Annotated in this window: 15 protein-coding genes and 1 pseudogene; 9 read left to right on the top strand and 7 right to left on the bottom strand. The window is 52.5% G+C overall.

Translation table 11 applies throughout. The features are described from left to right. Positions 1-6: 6 nt before the first annotated feature. The gene (bglK, locus tag HII27_RS16585; protein ID WP_185668925.1) at positions 7-885 is read right to left on the bottom strand and encodes a beta-glucoside kinase BglK; all 879 of its coding nucleotides are present in this window, start codon (positions 883-885) and stop codon (positions 7-9) included. 287 nt (positions 886-1,172) lie between these two features. On the opposite strand from bglK, the gene purM reads away from it, so the two are divergent. The 4 genes from purM (at position 1,173) to ppx (ending at position 6,691) form a co-directional block, all read left to right on the top strand. Next, the gene (purM, locus tag HII27_RS16580) at positions 1,173-2,210 is read left to right on the top strand and encodes a phosphoribosylformylglycinamidine cyclo-ligase (RefSeq protein ID WP_185668924.1); all 1,038 of its coding nucleotides are present in this window, start codon (positions 1,173-1,175) and stop codon (positions 2,208-2,210) included. Further along, positions 2,211-2,849 carry a phosphoribosylglycinamide formyltransferase gene (gene purN, locus HII27_RS16575; protein ID WP_185668923.1) on the top strand — a complete coding sequence of 213 codons (639 nt, stop codon included), beginning with the start codon at positions 2,211-2,213 and terminating at the stop codon, positions 2,847-2,849. A 230-nt stretch (positions 2,850-3,079) separates the two neighbouring features. After that, positions 3,080-5,140, top strand: coding sequence for a polyphosphate kinase 1 (ppk1, locus tag HII27_RS16570; RefSeq protein WP_185668922.1), 2,061 nt, complete (start codon positions 3,080-3,082; stop codon positions 5,138-5,140). A 3-nt stretch (positions 5,141-5,143) separates the two neighbouring features. Continuing rightward, complete coding sequence (gene ppx / locus HII27_RS16565; protein WP_185668921.1) at positions 5,144-6,691, top strand: exopolyphosphatase; 1,548 nt, start codon at positions 5,144-5,146, stop codon at positions 6,689-6,691. Here the strand turns inward: ppx and HII27_RS16560 are convergent. Beyond that, complete coding sequence (locus HII27_RS16560; RefSeq protein WP_185668920.1) at positions 6,644-8,926, bottom strand: sensor domain-containing phosphodiesterase; 2,283 nt, start codon at positions 8,924-8,926, stop codon at positions 6,644-6,646. The genes ppx and HII27_RS16560 overlap by 48 nt on opposite strands. A 353-nt stretch (positions 8,927-9,279) precedes the next feature. Here HII27_RS16560 and HII27_RS16555 point away from each other — a divergent pair, with 353 nt between their 5' ends. Further along, complete coding sequence (locus tag HII27_RS16555; protein ID WP_185668919.1) at positions 9,280-9,483, top strand: YfgG family protein; 204 nt, start codon at positions 9,280-9,282, stop codon at positions 9,481-9,483. Between the two features lie 368 nt (positions 9,484-9,851). Then, a complete protein-coding gene (gene mscS / locus HII27_RS16550) occupies positions 9,852-10,730 on the top strand; it encodes a small-conductance mechanosensitive channel MscS (protein WP_185668918.1) in 879 nt (292 codons plus the stop codon). Between the two features lie 21 nt (positions 10,731-10,751). Here mscS and HII27_RS16545 read toward each other — a convergent pair. Further along, positions 10,752-11,655: pseudogene (locus tag HII27_RS16545) on the bottom strand (LysR family transcriptional regulator). 72 nt (positions 11,656-11,727) lie between these two features. Here HII27_RS16545 and HII27_RS16540 point away from each other — a divergent pair. From HII27_RS16540 to HII27_RS16530, 3 genes are all read left to right on the top strand, one after another. Further along, a complete protein-coding gene (locus HII27_RS16540; protein WP_185668916.1) occupies positions 11,728-12,921 on the top strand; it encodes an MFS transporter in 1,194 nt (397 codons plus the stop codon). A 4-nt stretch (positions 12,922-12,925) separates the two neighbouring features. After that, positions 12,926-13,441 (top strand): GNAT family N-acetyltransferase, encoded by a 516-nt coding sequence (locus HII27_RS16535; RefSeq protein WP_185668915.1) that lies wholly within the window; start codon positions 12,926-12,928, stop codon positions 13,439-13,441. Between the two features lie 262 nt (positions 13,442-13,703). Next, positions 13,704-15,263 (top strand): EAL domain-containing protein, encoded by a 1,560-nt coding sequence (locus tag HII27_RS16530; RefSeq protein WP_185668914.1) that lies wholly within the window; start codon positions 13,704-13,706, stop codon positions 15,261-15,263. A 328-nt stretch (positions 15,264-15,591) separates the two neighbouring features. Here HII27_RS16530 and HII27_RS16525 read toward each other — a convergent pair whose 3' ends face one another. From HII27_RS16525 to guaB, 4 genes are all read right to left on the bottom strand, one after another. Continuing rightward, positions 15,592-17,544, bottom strand: coding sequence for a DUF262 domain-containing protein (locus HII27_RS16525; RefSeq protein ID WP_185668913.1), 1,953 nt, complete (start codon positions 17,542-17,544; stop codon positions 15,592-15,594). Beyond that, positions 17,541-18,821: a DUF262 domain-containing protein gene (locus HII27_RS16520; RefSeq protein ID WP_185668912.1), complete on the bottom strand. Its 1,281-nt coding sequence runs from the start codon at positions 18,819-18,821 to the stop codon at positions 17,541-17,543. Before HII27_RS16520 ends, HII27_RS16525 begins: the two co-directional genes overlap by 4 nt. Before the next feature lie 385 nt (positions 18,822-19,206). Continuing rightward, on the bottom strand, positions 19,207-20,784 hold the full coding sequence (guaA, locus tag HII27_RS16515) for a glutamine-hydrolyzing GMP synthase (RefSeq protein WP_185668911.1): 1,578 nt from the start codon (positions 20,782-20,784) through the stop codon (positions 19,207-19,209). 68 nt (positions 20,785-20,852) lie between these two features. After that, positions 20,853-22,319 carry an IMP dehydrogenase gene (gene guaB, locus HII27_RS16510; RefSeq protein ID WP_185668910.1) on the bottom strand — a complete coding sequence of 489 codons (1,467 nt, stop codon included), beginning with the start codon at positions 22,317-22,319 and terminating at the stop codon, positions 20,853-20,855. Positions 22,320-22,377 lie beyond the last annotated feature (58 nt).

Below are 22,377 nucleotides of genomic sequence, written 5' to 3'. Positions count from 1 at the left end.
AGTGAGTTATCGCTGCGAATAGTGCTGATTGAAATGGTAAACCGCGCCGATAAGCCCGGCGTCGTTGCCATGGCTGACGGTATCGATGTAGTCGGCAATGCCGAACCAGGCCAGATGCTCACGCATCAGGGCCAGAAAACCTGGGCGCTCGACAATGCCACCGCCGATAAAAATAGTCTGCGGGTCAAACAGGTTTACCAGGTTGTAAAGGCCGGTGCCGATATCGTTGAGAAACTCTGATACCAGTCGCTGACAGATGGCGTCACCCGCGTCAAAGCGGTCAAAAATTTCCTCGCCCGTCACCTCTTCCAGCGCTTTGCCGATATGCTGCGCGTAGCGATGGCGCAGCACGCGCAGGGTGCAGTTTTCATTCATGGAGTAGCGACGGACGTCGCGTGAACCGGGGCGCATAGTTTGCATATAGCCAAACTCACCGGCGCGAAAACGGGCGCCGTGCACCAGTTGGTTGTTGCAGAAGATAGTGCCGCCGATGCCGGTGCCGATGGTCATCACCAGGCAGTTGGCCATATCGCGAGCTTTGCCCTGCCAGCGTTCGGCCAGCAGCACGCAATTCGCGTCGTTCTCAATCGCCACCGGAAGGCCGGTACGTTCTTCCAGCCACGCTTTAATGGCAAAGTTGTCGAACCGACGAATGGCGCCGCCCATTTCGATAAAGCCGGTATGCGGGTTAACGTAGCCCGGTGCGCTGATGGCAATCCCTGTGCACTCTGGGTGGGCCGTAATCCAGCGCTCAATCGCCGCCAGAATCTGGTCACCATCGCTGTTGCTGATTGGCTCTTTTCCCTTATCGAGCAGTTCACCGCTGGCGGCAACAACGCCCATCTTTAACGCCGTACCCCCAATATCAAAGGCAGCAATCTTCATTCCATTCATCCCTTGTAGCCGTTTTACATCGGTGATTGGCTTCGCTGAAACAAAAAACAGAAACCGGTTTCATTGATATGATGTGGATTGTGCTCAGTGGATGCAAGGACAAGGGTGTACCCGGTTTCATTTTCGTGAGCAGTATCATATTTGACCGATATATAGATGGAAACAATGGAAAAACCGGGAGGTAAAAATTGGGATCAGAATAGGCTCGCAAACGTTTGCCTGGACTGATAGAATTGCGCCGATTTTTCTTGCTATCGCAAACGCGTGGAGACTTAGCAGTGACCGACAAAACCTCTCTCAGCTATAAAGATGCCGGTGTTGATATTGACGCAGGAAACGCTCTGGTTGACCGTATCAAAGGGGTGGTGAAGAAAACTCGCCGTCCGGAAGTGATGGGTGGATTAGGCGGTTTTGGCGCACTGTGCGCGCTGCCGCAAAAATATCGCGAACCGGTGCTGGTTTCCGGCACTGACGGCGTTGGCACCAAATTGCGTTTAGCGATGGATTTAAAACGTCACGACACCATTGGCATCGATCTGGTGGCCATGTGCGTGAACGACCTGGTGGTACAAGGCGCCGAGCCGCTGTTTTTCCTCGACTACTATGCGACCGGTAAGCTGGACGTCGATACCGCAGCAAGCGTTATCAGCGGCATCGCCGAAGGCTGTCTGCAGTCTGGCTGTGCGCTGGTTGGCGGCGAAACCGCCGAAATGCCGGGCATGTACCACGGTGAAGATTACGACGTCGCCGGTTTCTGCGTGGGTGTGGTCGAGAAGTCAGAAATCATCGACGGCAGCAAAGTGACCGACGGCGACGTACTGATTGCCCTCGGCTCCAGCGGCCCGCACTCCAACGGCTACTCGCTGGTGCGCAAAGTTATTGAAGTGAGCGGCTGCAACCCGGATACCACTCAACTGGAAGGCAAAACCCTGGCCGACCACCTGCTGGCACCGACCCGCATCTACGTGAAGTCCATTCTGGAACTGATTGCCAGCGTCGACGTTCACGCTATCGCCCACCTGACCGGCGGCGGCTTCTGGGAAAACATCCCGCGCGTTCTGCCGGACAACACCCAGGCAGTAATTGATGAATCCTCCTGGCAGTGGCCAGCGGTATTCAACTGGCTGCAGGATGCCGGTAACGTGAGCCAGCATGAAATGTACCGTACCTTTAACTGCGGTGTAGGCATGGTTATTGCGCTGGCGGCCGATCAGGCTGACAAAGCGATTGCGCTGATGAACGAAAAAGGTGAAAACGCGTGGAAAATCGGCTATATCAAAGCCTCTGATTCCGAACAGCGTGTGGTCATCGAATAAATGAAAAATATCGTCGTGCTGATTTCCGGCAGCGGCAGCAACTTACAGGCGATTATCGATGCCTGTGAGCAGAAAAGGATTCCAGGCACCATCAGGGCGGTATTTAGCAACAAGGCCGACGCGTTCGGTCTTGAGCGGGCGCGTGAGGCCGGTATTCCCCAGCACGCGCTGGCTGCCAGCCAATTTGCCAGCCGCGAAGCCTTTGACCGCGAGCTGATGCATGAAATTGACGCCTATGCGCCCGATGTCGTGGTGCTGGCAGGCTACATGCGCATTCTGAGCGCAGAGTTTGTTCAGCACTATCAGGGCAAGCTGCTCAACATCCACCCTTCCCTGCTGCCAAAATACCCGGGCCTGAACACCCATCGTCAGGCGCTGGACAACGGCGATACGGAACACGGCACCTCGGTGCATTTCGTGACCGAAGAGCTGGACGGCGGGCCGGTGATTTTGCAGGCTAAGGTGCCGGTTTTCGCCGGTGACGACGAAGCGGAAATCACCTCACGCGTTCAGGCGCAGGAGCACGCTATCTATCCTCTGGTGGTGAGCTGGTTCCTTAATGGCCGTCTGAAGATGCAGGATAATCACGCCTGGCTTGACGACATTAAGCTGACGCCGGAAGGCTATGCCGCAGAATAAATCCAGTAGCCCGGACGAGGCGTGTCAACGCCGACTCCTCGGCATCTCCCCGGCGTCACTTCGTTCGGCCGGGCTACCTGACTAAGAGGGCCTTATGGCCCTCTTTTTTATGCAAATCAGGATAACTGTCATACTAAGATGACACAGTTGGACATAGCCCGGCAAAGCTAGCAATATAATCAGTAGACGACGTTGCCGCGTCCCGTGAATAAACCGGAGTGTGAGTAGTAATGGGTCAGGAAAAACTGTACATCGAAAAAGAACTGAGCTGGTTGTCATTCAACGAGCGCGTCCTCCAGGAAGCGGCTGACAAAAGTAACCCGCTTATTGAACGTATGCGTTTCCTGGGGATCTACTCCAACAACCTCGACGAATTCTACAAGGTCCGCTTTGCGGAGCTAAAGCGCCGCATCATCATTAGCGAAGAACAGGGCGTCACCACGCATTCTCGTCACCTGCTGAGCCGTATTCAGGCCCGGGTGCTGAAAGCCGATCAAGAGTTCGATGGCCTCTACAACGAACTCTTGCTGGAGATGGCCCGTAACCAAATCTTCCTGATTAACGAACGCCAGCTTTCCGTCAACCAACAGGGCTGGCTGCGTCACTACTTTAAACAGCATCTGCGCCAGCACATCACCCCGATCCTGCTGAATCGGGAGACCGATCTGGTCCAGTTCCTGAAAGACGATTACACCTACCTGGCGGTCGAAATTATCCGCGGCGACGAGATCAACTACGCGCTGCTGGAGATCCCGTCAGATAAAGTGCCGCGCTTCGTCAACCTGCCGCCAGAAACGCCGCGCCGTCGCAAACCGATGATCCTGCTGGATAACATCCTGCGCTACTGCCTGGATGATATCTTCAAAGGCTTCTTCGACTACGACGCCCTCAACGCCTACTCCATGAAAATGACCCGTGATGCCGAGTACGATCTGGTGCACGAAATGGAGTCGAGCCTGATGGAGCTGATGTCCTCCAGCCTGAAGCAGCGTCTGACCGCCGAGCCGGTGCGTTTTGTGTACCAGCGCGATATGCCGGATGCGATGGTGGAGATGCTGCGTAAAAAGCTGACCATTTCCCGCTATGACTCCATCGTGCCGGGTGGTCGCTATCACAACTTTAAAGACTTTATTGGCTTCCCGAACGTCGGTAAAGCCAACCTGGTCAACAAGCCAATGCCGCGCTTGCGCCATCTATGGTTCGATAAGTTCCGCAACGGCTTCGATGCTATTCGCGAACGCGACGTGCTGCTCTACTACCCGTACCACACCTTTGAGCACGTGCTGGAGCTGCTGCGTCAGGCCTCGTTCGACCCGAGCGTACTGGCGATTAAGATCAACATCTACCGCGTGGCGAAAGACTCGCGCATCATTGATGCGATGATCCACGCCGCCCACAACGGTAAAAAAGTCACCGTGGTCGTTGAGCTGCAGGCACGCTTCGACGAAGAGGCCAACATTCATTGGGCGAAACGCCTGACCGAAGCGGGCGTTCATGTGATCTTCTCCGCGCCAGGACTGAAAATTCACGCCAAACTGTTCCTGGTGTCGCGTAAAGAAGGCGACGACGTGGTGCGCTATGCGCACATCGGCACCGGTAACTTTAACGAGAAAACGGCGCGTATCTACACCGACTACTCGCTGCTGACCGCCGATGCCCGCATCACCAACGAGGTCCGCCGGGTGTTCAACTTTATCGAGAACCCGTATCGTCCGGTGAACTTCGACTATCTGCTGGTCTCGCCGCAGAACTCCCGTCGTCTGCTCTACGAGATGATCGACCGTGAAATCGCCAACGCGCAAAACGGCCAGGCCGCAGGAATTACCCTAAAACTCAACAACCTGGTCGATAAAGGGCTGGTTGATCGTCTGTACGCGGCCTCAAGTTCCGGCGTGCAGGTCAATCTTCTGATCCGCGGCATGTGTTCTCTGATTCCAGAATTAGAGGGGATCAGCGATAATATTCGTGTGATCAGCATCGTTGACCGTTTCCTTGAGCACGATCGCATCTATATTTTTGAGAACGGCGGCGATAAACGCGTTTATCTCTCCTCCGCTGACTGGATGACCCGAAATATCGACTACCGTATCGAAGTGGCGACCCCGCTGCTCGACCCGCGCCTTAAACAGCGGATCCTCGATATTATCGATATTCTGTTCAGCGACACGGTGAAAGCCCGCTTTATTGATAAAGAACTGAGTAATCGCTATGTGCCACGCGGCAACCGACGCAAGGTCCGCGCGCAGCAGGCGATTTACGATTACCTCAAATCACTTGAACAACCTGACTAACCTATGCCAATAAAAAGCAAAGCACCCCGGCCGCAGGAGTTTGCGGCGGTTGATCTTGGTTCGAACAGTTTCCATATGGTTATCGCGCGCGTCGTCGACGGCGCGATGCAGATTATTGGCCGTCTGAAGCAACGTGTTCATCTGGCCGATGGGCTGGATGAAAACAATATGCTGAGCGAAGAGGCAATGGAGCGCGGTCTTAGCTGCCTGTCGCTGTTTGCCGAGCGCCTGCAGGGCTTCGCTCCGTCCAGCGTCTGTATCGTCGGTACCCATACGCTGCGTCAGGCCGCGAACGCCACCGAGTTTCTGACGCGAGCGGAAAAGGTGATCCCTTACCCTATTGAAATCATCTCCGGGAACGAAGAAGCCCGTCTGATTTTTATGGGCGTAGAGCACACTCAGCCTGAAAAAGGCCGCAAGCTGGTGATTGATATCGGCGGCGGCTCCACCGAGTTGGTGATTGGCGAAGACTTCGAGCCGAAGCTGGTCGAAAGCCGTCGTATGGGCTGCGTTAGCTTTGCCCAGCAGTTCTTCCTTGCCGGCACCATCAACCGCGAAAACTTCCAGCGCGCACGCCTGGCGGCGGTGCAGAAGCTGGAAACGCTGGCGTGGCAGTACCGCATTCAGGGCTGGAATTTTGCCATGGGCGCGTCGGGCACTATCAAAGCGGCCCACGAAGTGCTGGTTGAGATGGGCGAAAAGGACGGTTTTATCACCCCTGAACGTCTCGAGATGCTGGTAGAAGAGGTGCTGAAGTATAAAAACTTCAATAGTCTGAGCCTGCCGGGCCTGTCGGAAGAGCGTAAAGGCGTGTTCGTGCCGGGGCTGGCTATTCTCTGCGGCGTATTCGATGCACTGGCGATTAAAGAACTTCGTCTCTCCGACGGCGCGCTCCGTGAAGGCGTGCTGTATGAAATGGAAGGCCGTTTCCGCCACCAGGACGTGCGCAGCCGCACCGCGCAAAGTCTGGCAAACCAGTACAACATTGACCGTGAACAGGCGCAGCGCGTGCTGGAAACGACCATGCAGATGTACGATCAGTGGCTGGAGCAAAACCCGAAGCTGGGCAATCCACAGCTGACTGCGCTGCTGAAATGGGCTTCGATGCTGCATGAAGTCGGGCTGAATATTAACCACAGCGGCATGCACCGCCATTCGGCCTATATTCTGCAAAACAGCGATTTGCCGGGCTTCAACCAGGAGCAGCAGTATCTGATGTCGACGCTGGTGCGCTTCCACCGTAAGGCGATTAAGCTCGACGAACTGCCGCGCTTTACGCTGTTCAAGAAGAAACAGTTCCTGCCGATGATCCAGTTGCTGCGCCTTGGCGTGCTGCTGAACAACCAGCGTCAGGCGACAACCACGCCACCGACGCTGAAGCTGACCACCGAGGCTAACCACTGGACGCTCTGCTTCCCGCACGACTGGTTTACCCAGAACGCGCTGGTGCTGCTCGATCTGGAGAAAGAGCAGCAGTACTGGGAGAGCGTCACCGGCTGGCTGTTAAAAATCACTGAGGAGCGTGCGCCCGACGAAGTGGTCGCCGCCTGATTCACACGCCGCCGTTTCCGCTACCGCCAGCTCCTCCAGGGGAGCTGGCTTGCCGATGCCGTACCCCTGCAGATAATCAATCCCCAGCGCAATCGCCGCCGTGCGGATCTCCTCGTTTTCAACGTACTCCGCCACCACCCGCATCCTCTTCATGCGCGCCAGATGGCAGATAGACGAGACAATCTGGTAATCCAGGCTGCTGGTCGCAATATTGCGGATAAAACTGCCGTCGATTTTCAGAATATCGGCGCTGATATGTTTGAGACGCGCGTAGCTGGCATAGCCGGTTCCAAAATCGTCAATCGCCACCCGACAGCCCAACTCCTGAAGCTCACGCAGCGTCCGCCGCGCCTGCTCGGCATTCACCAGCGAGTGGCTCTCGGTGATCTCAAAGACCAGCTGCCAGGCCTCAATACCGTACTCTTCCAGCAGTTCCTTCACCTGATGCGCAAAGCCAGTTCCGCTCGCCGTGGAAGGCGAGAGGTTAAGCGCCAGACGCATACCTGGATTACTTTCCCGACGGCTCGCCATAAAGACCAGCGTATTTTCCAGCACCCAGAGATCGATGCGCGAGGCCATGCCAAACTCATAGGCGACCGGTAAGAACAACAGCGGCGAGATAAGTTCGCCATCATCACCAAGCATACGCAGCAGGACTTCGTGATAATCATCGCCGCGAATACCGACAATCGGCTGCGCCATCAGTCGGAAGCGGTTGTTTTCCAGCGCCTGCTGCACCCGCACCATCATGGCGATCTTATCTTTCAGCTCTTGCTGCAGGTACTGCGCGCCGCGGCGCTGTAAGTTTTCCGGGCGATTCGTAGCAAGCGAAAGCTCCGCCACCGTATTCAGCTCCCCCAGCATCAGCGAGAGATGGGCCACCGGCGAATGGATATAGCAATAGCTAATACCAATCTGCGGCTGCAGCGGCATCCCATTCCAGCTGTAGCGGAACTGCTTCAGACGGTCGTAGAGCGCTTCCACTCGCTCTTTATAGGATTCAGTATGCAGCAGCACCGCCAGGTCACTACCGGTAAGCTGGTAGACGTTCTCGCCGGGGCGGAGCATTTCGCTAAGATACTTCGCCAGATTCTGCTTGTAGTTGATACGCAACATAATGCCATAGTGGCGCGTCAGCACTTCAAGATCCGGCATGCGTAAAAAGCACAGTACCGACCACGGCGTATTGTTCACCGCCCGACTCAGCGCGCGCATGTTAGGCAGGCTGACCACCGGGTCGATGAAGGCAATGCGGCGCACGCGTTCATGAATGGCACGCTGGCGGCTGGAGAGCATCGCCATATACGCAATAATAAACGAGAAGATCAGGTAACTCGATGAGGTTATCGCCAGCTGGACGCTATAGCCTGCGCTTTTAGGTACATAGTGATAGTGATAGTGGATGGCCACAATCAGCATCAGCGTCCAGATAACCGAGATAAAGCGGTAGCCAAAGCGCATCGAACCCCAGAGCATAATCGGCAGCAGCAGCGACAGCGTATAGTTGGTGCTGAATATCGTGCTGCCTTTGGTCATCGGTACCATCAACATCGAGAAAACACCAATCACCAGGGTGCTCCAGGCCAGCATTTCCGGCCATTTCACCTTTGGATCAAAATCACGGCGCACCTGCGACAAGAAGCTGCGAAGATAGTTGGGGTTACGGATTAAACGCACCATCAGATAGCATAGCGGCACGCCGGTCAGATAGCCCATCAGCAACGACTGGTAGTTAATCAGATTGCGCTGGGTGAGCGGAGAGGCCCACTCGGTATCCCCCAGGCTCGGATACAGCCCAAGATACAGCGCAAACTGTATCAGCAGCATGAAAACCGTCGATGGGACAAACATCTGCCAGAACAGCCGATGCGCCATCAGCCGCGTATCGCCGTGTGAAATCATCTTGCGTTGCTGGTTAAAAAACTGATACCCGCCCCATGCCACAATCGTCGGAATGAGGAACTGCAACGCAATGCCCACCCTTTCCACAAAATGGAGATCGTCAGTAAGATAGCAGCTAATACCTGCAACAAGGCCAGGCAGCACTTTCCAGTTGAAGAACAACATCATGCAAAGCATAAACGGCAGCGGTAGGTAATAAAGGTAGGTTTTGCCGCCGCCAATATAGGTGTATGTATTAGCAAATTTGATTATTGGTAACACAAGAAGAGGCAATATCAGGGGCAGTCCCCACCACTCATCTCGATATTGCTTATATATTTTACTGAAATTCATAGATGCTCTAAGGATACCCCAAATCCAGCTGGGTATTTTCAGACAGGCATCCAACCTGGCTTAAAAAAGGCCGCGAGAGAAGATATTACGCGGGTCAGGTGGAGATTTTAGTTATCGCTTACGAATGAAGTTTGATATGAGTCAAAAAATAACGTACATAAAAACACTAATTTTCTTTTCTTTGGTCTACCCCTCGTAATCAAGGCCTGCTTGTGAATACGAATAATATCTTATATAACATTAATTAATGTTTTATCTGACGGTTTTTTACATTCATCGCAATTGACCCACGCCCCGCTCTGTGCCTTAATGTACGTACCGCCCGTCTATGGGTATAACGTAAGGACCCCTTTGTGAGCCAGGTTACCAGCCTACGAAAACGACACCGATTTAATGGTCGAATGACCCGTATCGTACTGCTTATCAGCTTTATCTTCTTCTTCGGACGCTTCGTCTACTCCTCCATCGGCGCGTGGCATCACCACCAGGACAAAAAAGAGTCCCAGCAGAGCAGCCTGTCGCAAAAGACTTCCCCCGCGCAAACCGACGACCGTTAACGCCCCTTTTTTTCCGACACCGAGATTCCTTACCGAATGGCTAAAAGATTGATTTTTAACCATCCGGTAAGGAATTTAGTCGTGTTTCATCCCCATTCTGCCACATTAGTTTCAATTCGTACTTTATTAGCCAAAAAATAATTTCCCGCACAATTACACAAACTTTTCCTTTTCTGCTGCCGCAACATGCCGCGCTGATTTTTTGATGCATCAATCAGTCGTCTAAAAAAACGGTGATAAAAGCGCAAATAGTCGCTAATACATAACTCCAAAAGCACCCTACTTATAAATATATAGATTTTTTGTATATATGTTGAATATTTAATTGAATCTTCCACCATTAATTTTAAAGCGGCAGGATTTTTACCATGAAAGGTTTTACGTTATTTCCCAAAATAAGAAGTGGATTGGAGTGGATGTCAGGTCACAGCGACGCGGTTATCCAGTTTGGCTGGAACATCGTTGCGGCGATTATTCTGTTATTTATTGGTAAATTTATCGCCCGCCTGCTCTCCCGTGGGCTGGAAAAATTGCTGCTAAAACGCAAGGTGGATATCACCATCGTGCAATTCTTTACTGCACTGGTTCGCTACATCACGCTTGCGTTTTCGGTGGTCGCCGCGCTGGGGCGTTTGGGCATTGAGACGTCATCCATTATCGCCGTGATTGGTGCCGCAGGCCTGGCTATCGGCCTGGCGCTGCAAAGCTCGCTGTCAAACTTCGCGGCGGGCGTGATGCTGGTCTCCCTGCGCCCCTTCCGCGCGGGCGAAGTGGTGCAAATTGGCACCATGACCGGCACCGTTGAGAAGGTACATATCTTTTCAACGACACTGCTAACCGGCGACAGCAAAGAGGTGGTTATCCCCAACGGCAAGATTATTGCCGACAATATCATTAACTACTCACGACACCCGTTCCGCCGCATCGATTTGGTGATTGGCGTAGGCTATCAGAGCCGAATTGCCGATGTGAAAAGGGTCATCACCCAGCTCATCGAGCAGGATAAACGTATCGATCAGAAGCGCGGTTTCACCGTGCGTTTAGGTGAACTGGGCGCGTCATCGCTGAACTTCTATGTGCGCGTATGGGTGCGCAACGCCGAGTACTGGAACACCTACTACGACCTGCTAGAAAACATCAAAGAGGCGATGGATGCTAATCACATTGACCTACCGTACCCGCAGATGGATATCCGCGTAGAGAACGTTGCCAACCGGCCTCAGCAGCAACTGCAGTTGGTCGACTAAACCCGGCGCTCCCCTTTTTTCTTAGAGGGGAGCGTGCTGCTGCAACAGCCGGATAATTTCCGTCATTCCTTTGCTCAAAATTTTATCCTGCCGCATCACGATACCTAACTGACGATAGAGCGGCGGCGCCAGCGATCCTACCCGTAGCCCTTCCGCGTCACGATGATGCTCCACCGCCATCCGCGGAATAATGCTGTACCCCAACCCCGCCGCCACCATACGTTTAATCGCCTCTATGCTGCCCAGTTGCATCACCGGCGTCACCTGAAGCCCAGCCTGCTGGAACCAGCTATCAATCAGGTCGCGCGTTCCGCTTCCCGCTTCAAACGCAATCAGCGGCAGCGTCTTTAGCATTTCCAGGTTGAGTTCACCCTGTGATTCGGCGCTGATAACGACAAATTCTTCACGTAAAACCGGCATGATATCCAGGCTGCGCCCGCTGGCAGGTAGCGTGACCAGCCCTAAATCGAGGCGGTTTTCTTCTACTGCACGAGTAATATCCAGCGTATTACCGGTCGTTACCCCCACCGCGAGCATCGGGTGCTGCTCGCGCAGGTGCTGTAGTAAAGGCGGCAAAAGGTGGATACAAGCCGTGGCGCCGGTGCCAAGCGTAATCGTGCCGCTTACGGTCTGCTGGCAGTCGTTCACCGACTGCACTGCCTCACTGACCGCTTGTTCGATACGTTCACCGTGAAGCAGAAGCGCCAGGCCGGCCGCGGTGGCCTTTACCCCGCGTCCGGTGCGTTCGATAAGCCTCGCTTGCAGAAACTGCTCAAGCTGACGCACCTGCAGGCTGACGGCGGGTTGTGAAATCCCCAGCACGTCCGCCGCCGCCGAAAAGCTGCCACGCTGAACCACTAAACGAAACGTTGCCAGGTATCCCAGATTCAGCGTCGTCATTCAAAGTTTCTCTTATCAGGGTCATAAATGGAGGGCTCTGCCTGCACAATAGCGCGCAGGTTATGCTGCCAGCAACTGCATAACCTACGAGAAGATAATGAAAACACCTGCCGCATCGCTCCCCGTCACCCTCGCTGCCGGAGGCAATCAGCTGATCAACTGGGGGATTTCGTTTTATATGCCGGGCACTTTTGCCCGCGCGATTGCGCAGGACACTGGATGGTCATCAGCGCATATCTACCTGGGCCTGACGCTAGCGATGCTGATGATGGCGCTGCTCTCCCCCTGGGTTGCCCGCCTGCTGGCGCATTTTGGCGGCCAGCGTGGGGTGGTCTGTGGAACGTTGCTTATTGCCGTAGGCTGCCTGCTGATGTCGGTAATTCACTCGCTTTTTGGTTGGTACATCGCCTGGATGATAACCGGCATCGGTATGCGGCTAGCGCTCTACGACGGGCTTTTCGCCGCGCTGGTTAATCTGTACGGACAGCGCGCACGCGTGACTATCTCCCGCGTGACGCTTGCCGGTGGCCTTGCTTCCGCGCTGTTCTGGCCGCTGGGTGCGGCGCTGCTGACGGTCACCGACTGGCGGGGAGCATTGCTGGTTTATGGCCTGCTGGGGATCGTGAGTGCACTGCTGCTGATGCGCTTGCCTAACCAGAAGCTGCCGCCGGTTCCTGCTCGCCGTGCTGCGTCTGCGTCTGCGCACGATCGCCGTACTGGTTTGCTGTATGCCGCGTTGATAGCGCTGGTAACGTTTATATCTAACGGCACCTCGACGCACCTGCCGGAGTTCATCGCCGCACACGGACTGCCCGTTGCCGTCGGTATGCTCTGGGGCGTCGGGCAGACCGGCGCGCGCTTTCTCGAAGTTGCCTCGGGTTCAGCGCTCACGCCGATAAAACTCACCCTGCTCACCACCTTTTTTATTCCGCTTTGCTTCGCCCTCGGCATGAGCAGCACACATATCGCCTGGGCCGCCGGGGGTTTTGTCCTGGGCTATGGCGCGATCAATGGCTTAACCACCGTTTTCAAAGCGACTCTGCCACTTCAGCTATTCGCCACCGAAGATTACGCCCGTCGCACCGGCGTGTTGTTGATTCCGGCGCAGGTGCTCGCCGCTGCCTCACCGTTTGCCTACGCGTGGCTGAATCATCGTCTGGGGATCAATGGCAGCCTGATGCTCTCCGCTGCGCTGGCGCTGATCGTCGCCGGGCTGGCGGTGTCGATTGCGCTGTGCCAGGCTAGTCGCACAATAAAAACGCACGATGAACAACCTTTTCGACAAGGATAAACCCATGCACCTGCAATCCGAACATCTCACCCTGCGTCCAGCGACAGCAGACGATCTCGACGATCTTTATCGCATTTACGGTGACCCTGCGACCAACACTTTTAACCCAGCAGGCCCGCATGCGGATCTCGCACACTCTTGCCGGGTGCTGGCGGGCTGGCTCGAGCATCTCAACGTTTATGGTTTTGGTAACTGGGCCATCAGCCTGCGGGAAAACCCGCAGCGGGTGATTGGTTTTGGCGGGCTGCGTATCGTGGAATATCCCGACTGCACGGTAAACAACCTGGGGTATCGCTTTGCGCCAGAGGCCTGGGGTAAAGGGTTGGCCACGGAGTTCTCACTGACAGCGATTGATTATGCGTTCAACGTGCTGAATTTTGAGGAGGTGGTAGGCATCGTGCGCAAGAACCATCTTGCCTCGCAGAAGGTGCTGCTGAAATGCGGAATGACGCTGGTACGGGAAATTGATGATGTGCCGGGGAAGGAGCCTAGCCTGATGTTCAGACGGCTACGTGGCTAGCTATCGCTCCACTCTTCGAGACGCAACCCGCTGATGTGCTCAAATTCACGGGTATTAAGGATGTCCAGGGAAATGAAAATTCTGAGGTGAGCACTTAAGAAGTGATCCATTTGTGCCGCCTCGCGTGATACCAAACCTCGTTAATACGTGTGCGCACTAAAGTAGTTCCTATGAAAAAGACAACATCACGAAAAGCAACATTTACACTTTTTATAATGTTCCCCAATAGGAATTACATATTTCACAGAATGGAATCACATCAATGAACAACCCATTAACAAAACCAATGGTAAGTAAACCTCATATTCGATTACTTATCTCTGCATTGGTTTTCTTCATGATTTTAAGCTCTTGCTTCTTGCTATTGAAGATGCAACTTGAAGAATCAATAAATGAAATCACCCAGGATTCAGCTAATCAATTAATGACCAAAGCAGAAGTCATTCTTAATCATTCTGGAATGACTCATCAACTTATCAAAGACGATCTAACGAAGAAATGTAATTCCCGCGTTAACGAAAAAATACAAAATATAGTGGCTGAACAGCTCTATTTACGCAACGCAAGTTTTTTTAAGAACGGTAAAATTTTTTGTTCTTCGGTACCAGAAGCGGTTGGTATGCCGATTCGTTCGGCAGAAAATTTCCACCGCAATCATATCCTTTTATTTACAGATGAATATTTAACCAAAGGAATTCCTCTGTTTGCCACACGCATGGATGAAAATGACCTGGGAATTGTCAGTGTTATTGATGGTCGTTACTTGCAAAATATGCTTGAAGTCAATAACAGCAATACAAAACTGGTTTCATACTTACAAGTTGGCGATGCGTGGATCGAAAACAGCGGGCATGTACATCATTCAGCAATACCAATGCTTGATTTCTCTTCTACTGTCCAGGGCTCCTTACTTCCAATAACGATCATTGTTGGTATGAAGCCTATGCATATATTGCTACGCTTATGGTCAGAGTACAAACTGATAATAGTTATTATCACATTAGCATGTTTTATACTCTCAGTGTTTATCCATCAAATTCTTGCATCACCAGGAAAAAAAGAAAAGATACTTAATGCAGCGTTAAAAAACAATGAGTTCACCCCTTGGTTACAAGGTATCGTTAATAAAGATGAAAAGCTTTGTGGTGCTGAGGTGTTAATGCGCTGGCAAAAAACCTCAGGCGAAATTATTAGTCCTGACAAGTTTATCCCTGCGGCAGAAAAATGTGGGTTAATCGCCTCAATGACCACATCAATGATGCCAAAATTACAGGATTTTTTTATCCAGCATGAAGCGATAATACCGAAAGGATTTATTCTCAGCATCAATATTAGTAAGGTCCATTTTCAGGACATGAGTCTGGTTGAAGAATGCCGTCGCTTCCTTGGGAATTTCCCAAAAAACAACCTTGTATTGTGCCTGGAAATCACTGAACGCGAGTTAATTGAGCAAACCCCGGTGAGTATTGAAATGTTAAGGCAGTTGACCGAAATGGGCGTTAAAATTGCGATTGATGATTTTGGAACCGGACACTCCTCATTTAATTATTTACAGAATTTCAATGTTGATATCATAAAAATTGACCGTGCATATATTAATAATATTGGCACTGAGTCGGTCTCTGCTTCCTTAGTCGATATTATTATTGATATGGCATCCACATTAAAAATGGATGTCGTGGCAGAAGGCGTTGAGACTAAAGAGCAAGTTGAATACCTAATCTCTCGCAACGTCACCAAGCTGCAGGGGTTCTACTATCACAAACCTGTTCCACTACAGGTATTTACGAATGTTCTTGAGAAAAATACAGATTTACTGTGAGGAACTGGCGCTGATGTGCCACATAGCAATTTCATAATTAGCCATAAATAAAAACCCTCTGTAAAAGCAGAGGGTTGATTGCATTCTTAGCTGCTCATGAAAACTCAGGAAGAGTTATCGGCTTATTCCCACTCGATGATCAATGCAGCCTTAAAACACTATAAAATCAAAAAAAATAGCATTATCTTTGCATGTCAATACCACACAAAATATCATGGTAAGAAAACCTGGGAGCTGTACTGATCGTGTCGCCCGACGCAAAACGCTTTTAGACTGACAACTTGCACTCCACAAGGGACATTCGTCCAAAAGCGGTTATTCAAAGAAGTCAACGCCCCGGGTAGGATCTTCCGCTTGCCTCCACCAGACTTACATCATCACGAAGCAACGTTACCATCTCTTCATGATGTGCTGTTATCTGCTGATCGTCCCAGCTTGTATTTCGAGTGATTTCCGCCATTCTCTTGAGCTTGGGACTTTGAAGTTCAATCGTATCCTTGAAGTTTTCGGCCTTCGCTTTGGGAAGGCTATTGCTGAATTTTGAGTTCGCGCTGACGCTTACGAGCGCGAGGTTACCAAGCAGGTTAAGGCTAGAACCTGAAACAACCGCACCCGACTGTTCTTTGTCCGGATGCTGTGGATAAAAGTGCTCAATGGAAGTTCTGAACTGAAATTTGAAATCTCGTTTTGAGGAATCGCTCAACAGAAGATAGTCGAGATACGAAAAGACGATACGGCTAATACCAAACCCCTGTGGTTGCTGATCTTCCTCAAAGGGGAATGTCTCTTTAACCTTGCTGCGGGCATACCCCTTCAACAAATCGGCAAGATCCGCATGTTTCGCGTCTTGAGGGGCTTTAACGGATAGCCAGCGAAGCACTTTGGTAATCCAGTGCATCGTTCGCGGAGAAGTGTAGGTAATCCGAAGCATGGACTGGAGCAGCAATACATCTCGGGTATGTGGGTCAGCACCGCCGTCCTCCTCTAAGTTTCCATTGCTGGCCGAGAAAACATGGATGTACGTCGGGGTTAGCTTCTTGTCCGCGCCGCTTTTCTTCAATCGCTGGAGAGACCAATCACCATCGTCACCAATGTTCGCCGTGAATTGGCGCTTCAAGATGAAGCCATCGAAGAGGTTGCGGCACTTGAGAAGCATGAATGCAAAGCTACGCACCCAATCGGCTTTAGCATCGGGTACATTATTTACGGCATCGTCAAATGACTTGATGAGGCGCTTGTCGTCAAGCTGGCCTTCGTCTTCGACCTCATCGCCTTTCATAATTCTTAGAACGTGTAGCAGAAAGGCCGGAAACTCAATAGTCGAACGAAACCGCTCGTTGCCCTCGTCTTCAGTGGAATTTGACTTGATCTCTTTAGCGTATTTTGACAACGCCTCATCCAAGGACAACGATACCCCTTCGGAGGATTGCCTTGATGAATTGGTGCCGGATTGCGGACGACTTTCCATTAGCGATGCGAAGCTGGTCACCTCCAGCCAGGACCATTCATCGCCAAATACTTTGTTTCGCAAACTGGTGTCACCACGGGTCAGAGACATCTGGACATAAGAATCCATGTCAGCACAGGCATCCCAAACCCACGCGAAGCATTCGCGCTCATATTGATTGGGCAACTTGCTCATCAGGCGAGCCTTAACAATATCAACCTGCTTGAGTTGCTGCCCACGAGTGTTCATGATCTCGAAGTAGCGATTGAGGTCGGTATTGGGTGGTAGCGAGACACGGACGACAGTCACCTTCGTTAGCAAGAAATCGGAGAATTTTTCGCGTGAGCGATTAAGGGTTTCATTTTGTTTGAAGAACTGATTGATGATGCTGTAGCCCTCATGGATGCCAGCATCTGCATTACTCGTGTAGCCCTGCGGTCGGACGTGCTCCTTAGCCGCCTCCTGTGCTACTCGCCGCAGGGCTTCCGTTGCCCGTGCGCGCGACTCATATTGCAAGTGGCCTGCATGGCCAACCGACGGCTTCTCACCCTCACCGTTTAGCTCCAGGAAGGTCAGAAGCAGATAGAGGGTTGTAAGTCGTTGTTGTCCATCTATGACCTCGAACTCGTCCTCTCTACCCCGCTTGATTACAACAAGGTTCCCAAGAAAATAGTCGTCCTGGCCCCCAACCACCGAGTCTTGAATATCGCTGATAAGTTGCTCAATCTGTTCGGCTCGCCAAGCATAGTTCCGTTGATAAATAGGAATCAGATAATTGTCCGTGAATAGCTTGCCTACTGTTAGCAGTTCGGGTTTCAACTCCTTCTTGCTCATTGCAGCCCCTTGATAAAAGCAACGAGTTCCTTTTCGTGGTTATCGCTGTATGGCTGACTTGCTATTGGAAGTTTGTGGACAACACTTCCAGTCATCGCGTTGCGTAGCAAAACAAAAGGTGATTTATTTGCATCGTTTTTACCTCGCGCTCGGTTGTCAGCAGAAACAAATTGCACACGAAGTAACTCGACCCGCAAGGCATATGCCCATGCAAATAACCTATTTCGCACTTCATCCACATCTTCATCGCCAAACTTGTTTGTATAGCAAAGCAGCGCGGCAATGAACAATTCGTACACGTAACGGTAGCGACTTTGAGATGGGCCAAAGTTTTTGAAACCTCTGTCGATAACCTCTTTTTCCAGTATCTTCAATTCGTCAAGCATGAATGTCACCATCTCGAAAAATGAACGCCCAGCGATTATCGGGGCATCAAGCTGAAAGCGGCTGCGCCCGGCATTTCGTGCGTCATGTGTAGAGGACACCGCCCATGCACTTAGAAGTGGCATAGCGGCTTGTGCTGCAAGGTGATATCGCAGATTTGGCGAAAATGATCTGTGGGATCGTGATGAAATTCCCTTGAATATATCGATGTCCCTAATAGTAAATTCGAGCGAGCATTCTCCTCGTGACCACCTGGATATCCGGTATAAAAAAGTAGAAAAAAGCCTGTCCAGATCCTCATCATTTACGGCTTCCCAAGCCTCAACGACAGCCACTTTCATAGCAGCGGACTCATCGTGCATTTCGCGCAGGTGGTGTGCTTTGAGCAAGTCATGAGGGGCAAGCGGTTTACCGCGATAGTTCTGGGAATCAAAGACACGAAATGCCTCATCAATATCGTCCGTCACAATACGCACCAACTGACATTTGTGACAGATAAAATCCAAAAATTCTTTTTTATCTTCCAACTGCGGCAGGCGCCTTTGAAGCTCTATCCAAACCAGGGAGACAGGGGTTCCGCTGTTACCAGACATCGAAATCTGATGATTTATCGGATCTAAGGCCGCAAGAATCATTCGCAAAGTCAGCAGACGTTGCTGTCCGTCGACTACATTGAGATACTCACCATCATCGTGAAGAATGATTGCACCCAAAACATAGGGAATATCTGTTCGTTCGGTATCTCGAAGAGCTTCGCTGATATCATCCACCAGTTGTAGAGCGGTCGATACTTCCCAACTGTATGGGCGCTGATAGTTCGGTATCCGAAGGCCTTGCTGGAGTAATTCATCCACTGTGACTGCACTAACACCGTCCTCTCCGTTAATCGCCATTGCTATGTCCCTTCATTGACGCTTTTCTATTTTCTCAGCGTGTTTTCCGCAAACTTTATTCACCCATATGGATACTTCGATTCCGAGCGGCGGCTGCCTTGTTCACAATTTCGATCACGAGGTGCTCCTCTGGCGCATATTTAACGATCTGGAGGCTTGGGTCGAGAGAGCGGTTCTGACCAAAAGCGGGCATCGATGACATCAGCACAGCGCTGCAATGCACCCGGTTGTCGATACCATGGCATTTGCTTATACGGCCACATGGTATTTGCTATATCTTCGATTCAGCGTCGGCCTTATACCATGAAAAATGCCATTGATAATGCAGTCAATATCATCAATGGCACTCACTAAATCAAATAAAACAATAGGTTAAATAATAGCCTCACTCCCACTCAATCGTAGCCGGTGGCTTACCGCTGATGTCATACACCACGCGGGAGATACCGTTGACTTCGTTGATGATGCGGTTGGATACGCGGCCGAGGAAATCGTACGGCAGGTGCGCCCAGTGTGCGGTCATAAAGTCGATGGTTTCCACAGCACGCAGGGAGACAACCCAGTCGTACTTACGGCCATCGCCCATCACGCCGACGGAACGTACCGGCAGGAACACGGTGAACGCCTGGCTCACTTTGTTGTACAGGTCGGCTTTGTGCAGCTCTTCGATAAAGATAGCGTCCGCACGACGCAGCAGGTCGCAGTACTCTTTCTTCACTTCGCCCAGCACGCGAACGCCGAGGCCTGGGCCTGGGAACGGGTGACGGAACAGCATGTCGTACGGCAGACCCAGTTCCAGGCCAATTTTACGCACTTCGTCTTTGAACAGCTCACGCAGCGGTTCAACCAGACCCATCTTCATCTCTTTCGGCAGGCCACCCACGTTGTGGTGAGATTTGATGACGTGCGCTTTACCGGTTGCGGAGGCCGCAGATTCGATAACGTCAGGATAGATAGTGCCCTGCGCCAGCCACTTCACGTCTTCCAGCTTCAGCGCTTCTTCGTCGAACACTTCAACGAACACGCGACCGATGATCTTACGTTTGGCTTCTGGGTCGTTTTCGCCTTTCAGCGCGTCGAGGAAGCGCTGCTCGCCTTCGACGTGAACAATGTTCAGACCGAAGTGGTCGCCGAACATGTCCATCACCTGCTGGGCTTCATTCAGACGCAGCAGACCGTTGTCGACGAACACGCAGGTCAGGTTTTTACCGATGGCGCGGTGCAGCAGCATCGCGGTCACGGAGGAGTCCACGCCGCCGGACAGGCCGAGAATCACTTTATCGTTGCCAACCTGCTCGCGGATGCGGGCAACGGCGTCGTCGATGATTTTCTCTGGGGTCCACAGCGCTTCACACTGGCAGATGTCGCGTACAAAACGCTCCAGCATACGCAGGCCCTGACGGGTGTGGGTCACTTCCGGGTGGAACTGCACGCCGTAGAAGCGTTTTTCTTCGTGCGCCATAATGGCGAACGGGCAAGTCTCGGTGCTGGCAACGGTGACGAAACCTTCCGGGATGGCGGTAACTTTGTCGCCGTGGCTCATCCACACGTCCAGCAGCGGTTTGCCTTCAGCGGTCAGGGAGTCTTCGATGCCGCGGATCAGCGCGCTGTCTGTCTGTACTTCAACCTGCGCATAGCCGAACTCACGCTCGGTGGAGCTCTCAACGTGGCCGCCCAGCTGCATTGCCATGGTCTGCATGCCGTAGCATACGCCGAATACCGGCACACCTGCGTTGAACACGTACTCTGGCGCACGTGGGCTATTTGCTTCGGTGGTGCTTTCCGGGCCGCCGGAGAGGATGATACCGCTCGGATTGAACTCACGGATTTGCGCTTCAGTAACATCCCATGCCCACAGCTCGCAATAGACGCCCAGTTCACGTACGCGACGTGCAACCAGCTGGGTGTACTGGGAACCGAAATCAAGGATGAGAATGCGATGTTTATGAATATTGTCTGTCATTTGACGTTAATTCCGAGGCAAGTGAAACAATAACAAAGCGCCCGGTGAAAACCGGGCGCGGAAACTTATCAGGAGCCCATACGGTAGTTCGGGGACTCTTTGGTGATGGTCACGTCGTGAACGTGGCTTTCCTGGATACCCGCACCGCTGATACGCACGAATTCAGCCTTCGTACGCAGCAGGTCGATGGTACCACAGCCGGTCAGACCCATACAGGAACGCAGGCCGCCCATCTGCTGGTGAATGATCTCTTTCAGGCGACCTTTATAGGCTACGCGACCTTCGATACCTTCTGGTACCAGTTTGTCGGCAGCGTTATCGCTCTGGAAGTAACGGTCGGAAGAGCCTTTGGACATCGCGCCCAGGGAGCCCATACCGCGGTAAGATTTGTAAGAACGGCCCTGGTAGAGTTCGATTTCACCCGGGGATTCTTCGGTACCTGCCAGCATGGAGCCGACCATCACGGCAGCAGCGCCTGCTGCGATAGCTTTAGCGATATCGCCGGAGAAACGGATACCACCGTCGGCGATAACCGGAATACCGGTACCTTCCAGCGCTTCAACCGCGTCGGAAACGGCGGTGATCTGCGGTACACCGACGCCGGTGACGATACGGGTAGTACAGATGGAGCCTGGGCCGATACCGACTTTAACCGCGCTGCAGCCAGCGTCTGCCAGCGCACGAGCGCCCGCACCGGTAGCAACGTTGCCGCCGATGATCTGCAGGTCTGGGTATTTTGCACGCGTTTCACGAATACGCTGCAGAACGCCTTCAGAGTGGCCGTGGGAGGAGTCGATCAGCAGGACGTCAACGCCCGCGGCAACCAGCGCATCAACGCGGTCTTCGTTGCCCGCACCCGCACCAACCGCTGCGCCTACGCGCAGACGACCTTTCTCGTCTTTACAGGCGTTTGGTTTACGTTCTGCTTTTTTGAAGTCTTTAACGGTGATCATGCCCAGCAGGTGGAAGCTATCGTCAACCACCAGCGCTTTCTCTACACGGCGTTCGTGCATCTTAGCGAAGACCACTTCACGCGATTCGCCTTCGCGAACGGTAACCAGACGATCCTTCGGTGTCATGTAGACGCTCACCGGCTGGCTCAGGTCGGTCACGAAGCGTACGTCACGACCGGTAATGATACCGACCAGTTCGTTGTCTTCGGTCACAACCGGATAGCCTGCAAAGCCGTTACGCTCGGTCAGTTCTTTCACTTCAGCAAGCGTAGTGGTTGGCAGGACGGTCTGCGGGTCGGTAACCACGCCAGATTCGTGTTTCTTCACGCGGCGAACTTCTTCCGCCTGGCGCTCGATGGACATGTTTTTGTGGATAAAACCAATGCCGCCTTCCTGTGCCAGGGCAATTGCCAGGCGCGCTTCAGTCACGGTGTCCATTGCCGCAGAGAGCATAGGAATGTTCAGGCGAATTGTTTTGGTCAGCTGGGTGCTGAGGTCAGCAGTGTTCGGCAGAACGGTAGAATGAGCGGGAACGAGGAGAACGTCGTCAAACGTCAGGGCTTCTTTTGCGATACGTAGCATGGGCAATATCTCACCTGGGAGGTTATTAAATATTGCCGCGGCATTATACAGAGCGTAA

Origin of the sequence: Kluyvera sichuanensis (assembly GCF_014218705.1) — a bacterium.
Lineage (GTDB): Bacteria > Pseudomonadota > Gammaproteobacteria > Enterobacterales > Enterobacteriaceae > Kluyvera > Kluyvera sichuanensis.
Note: the sequence above shows the minus strand (reverse complement) of the source record. Positions and strands in the feature narration are given on the sequence as shown.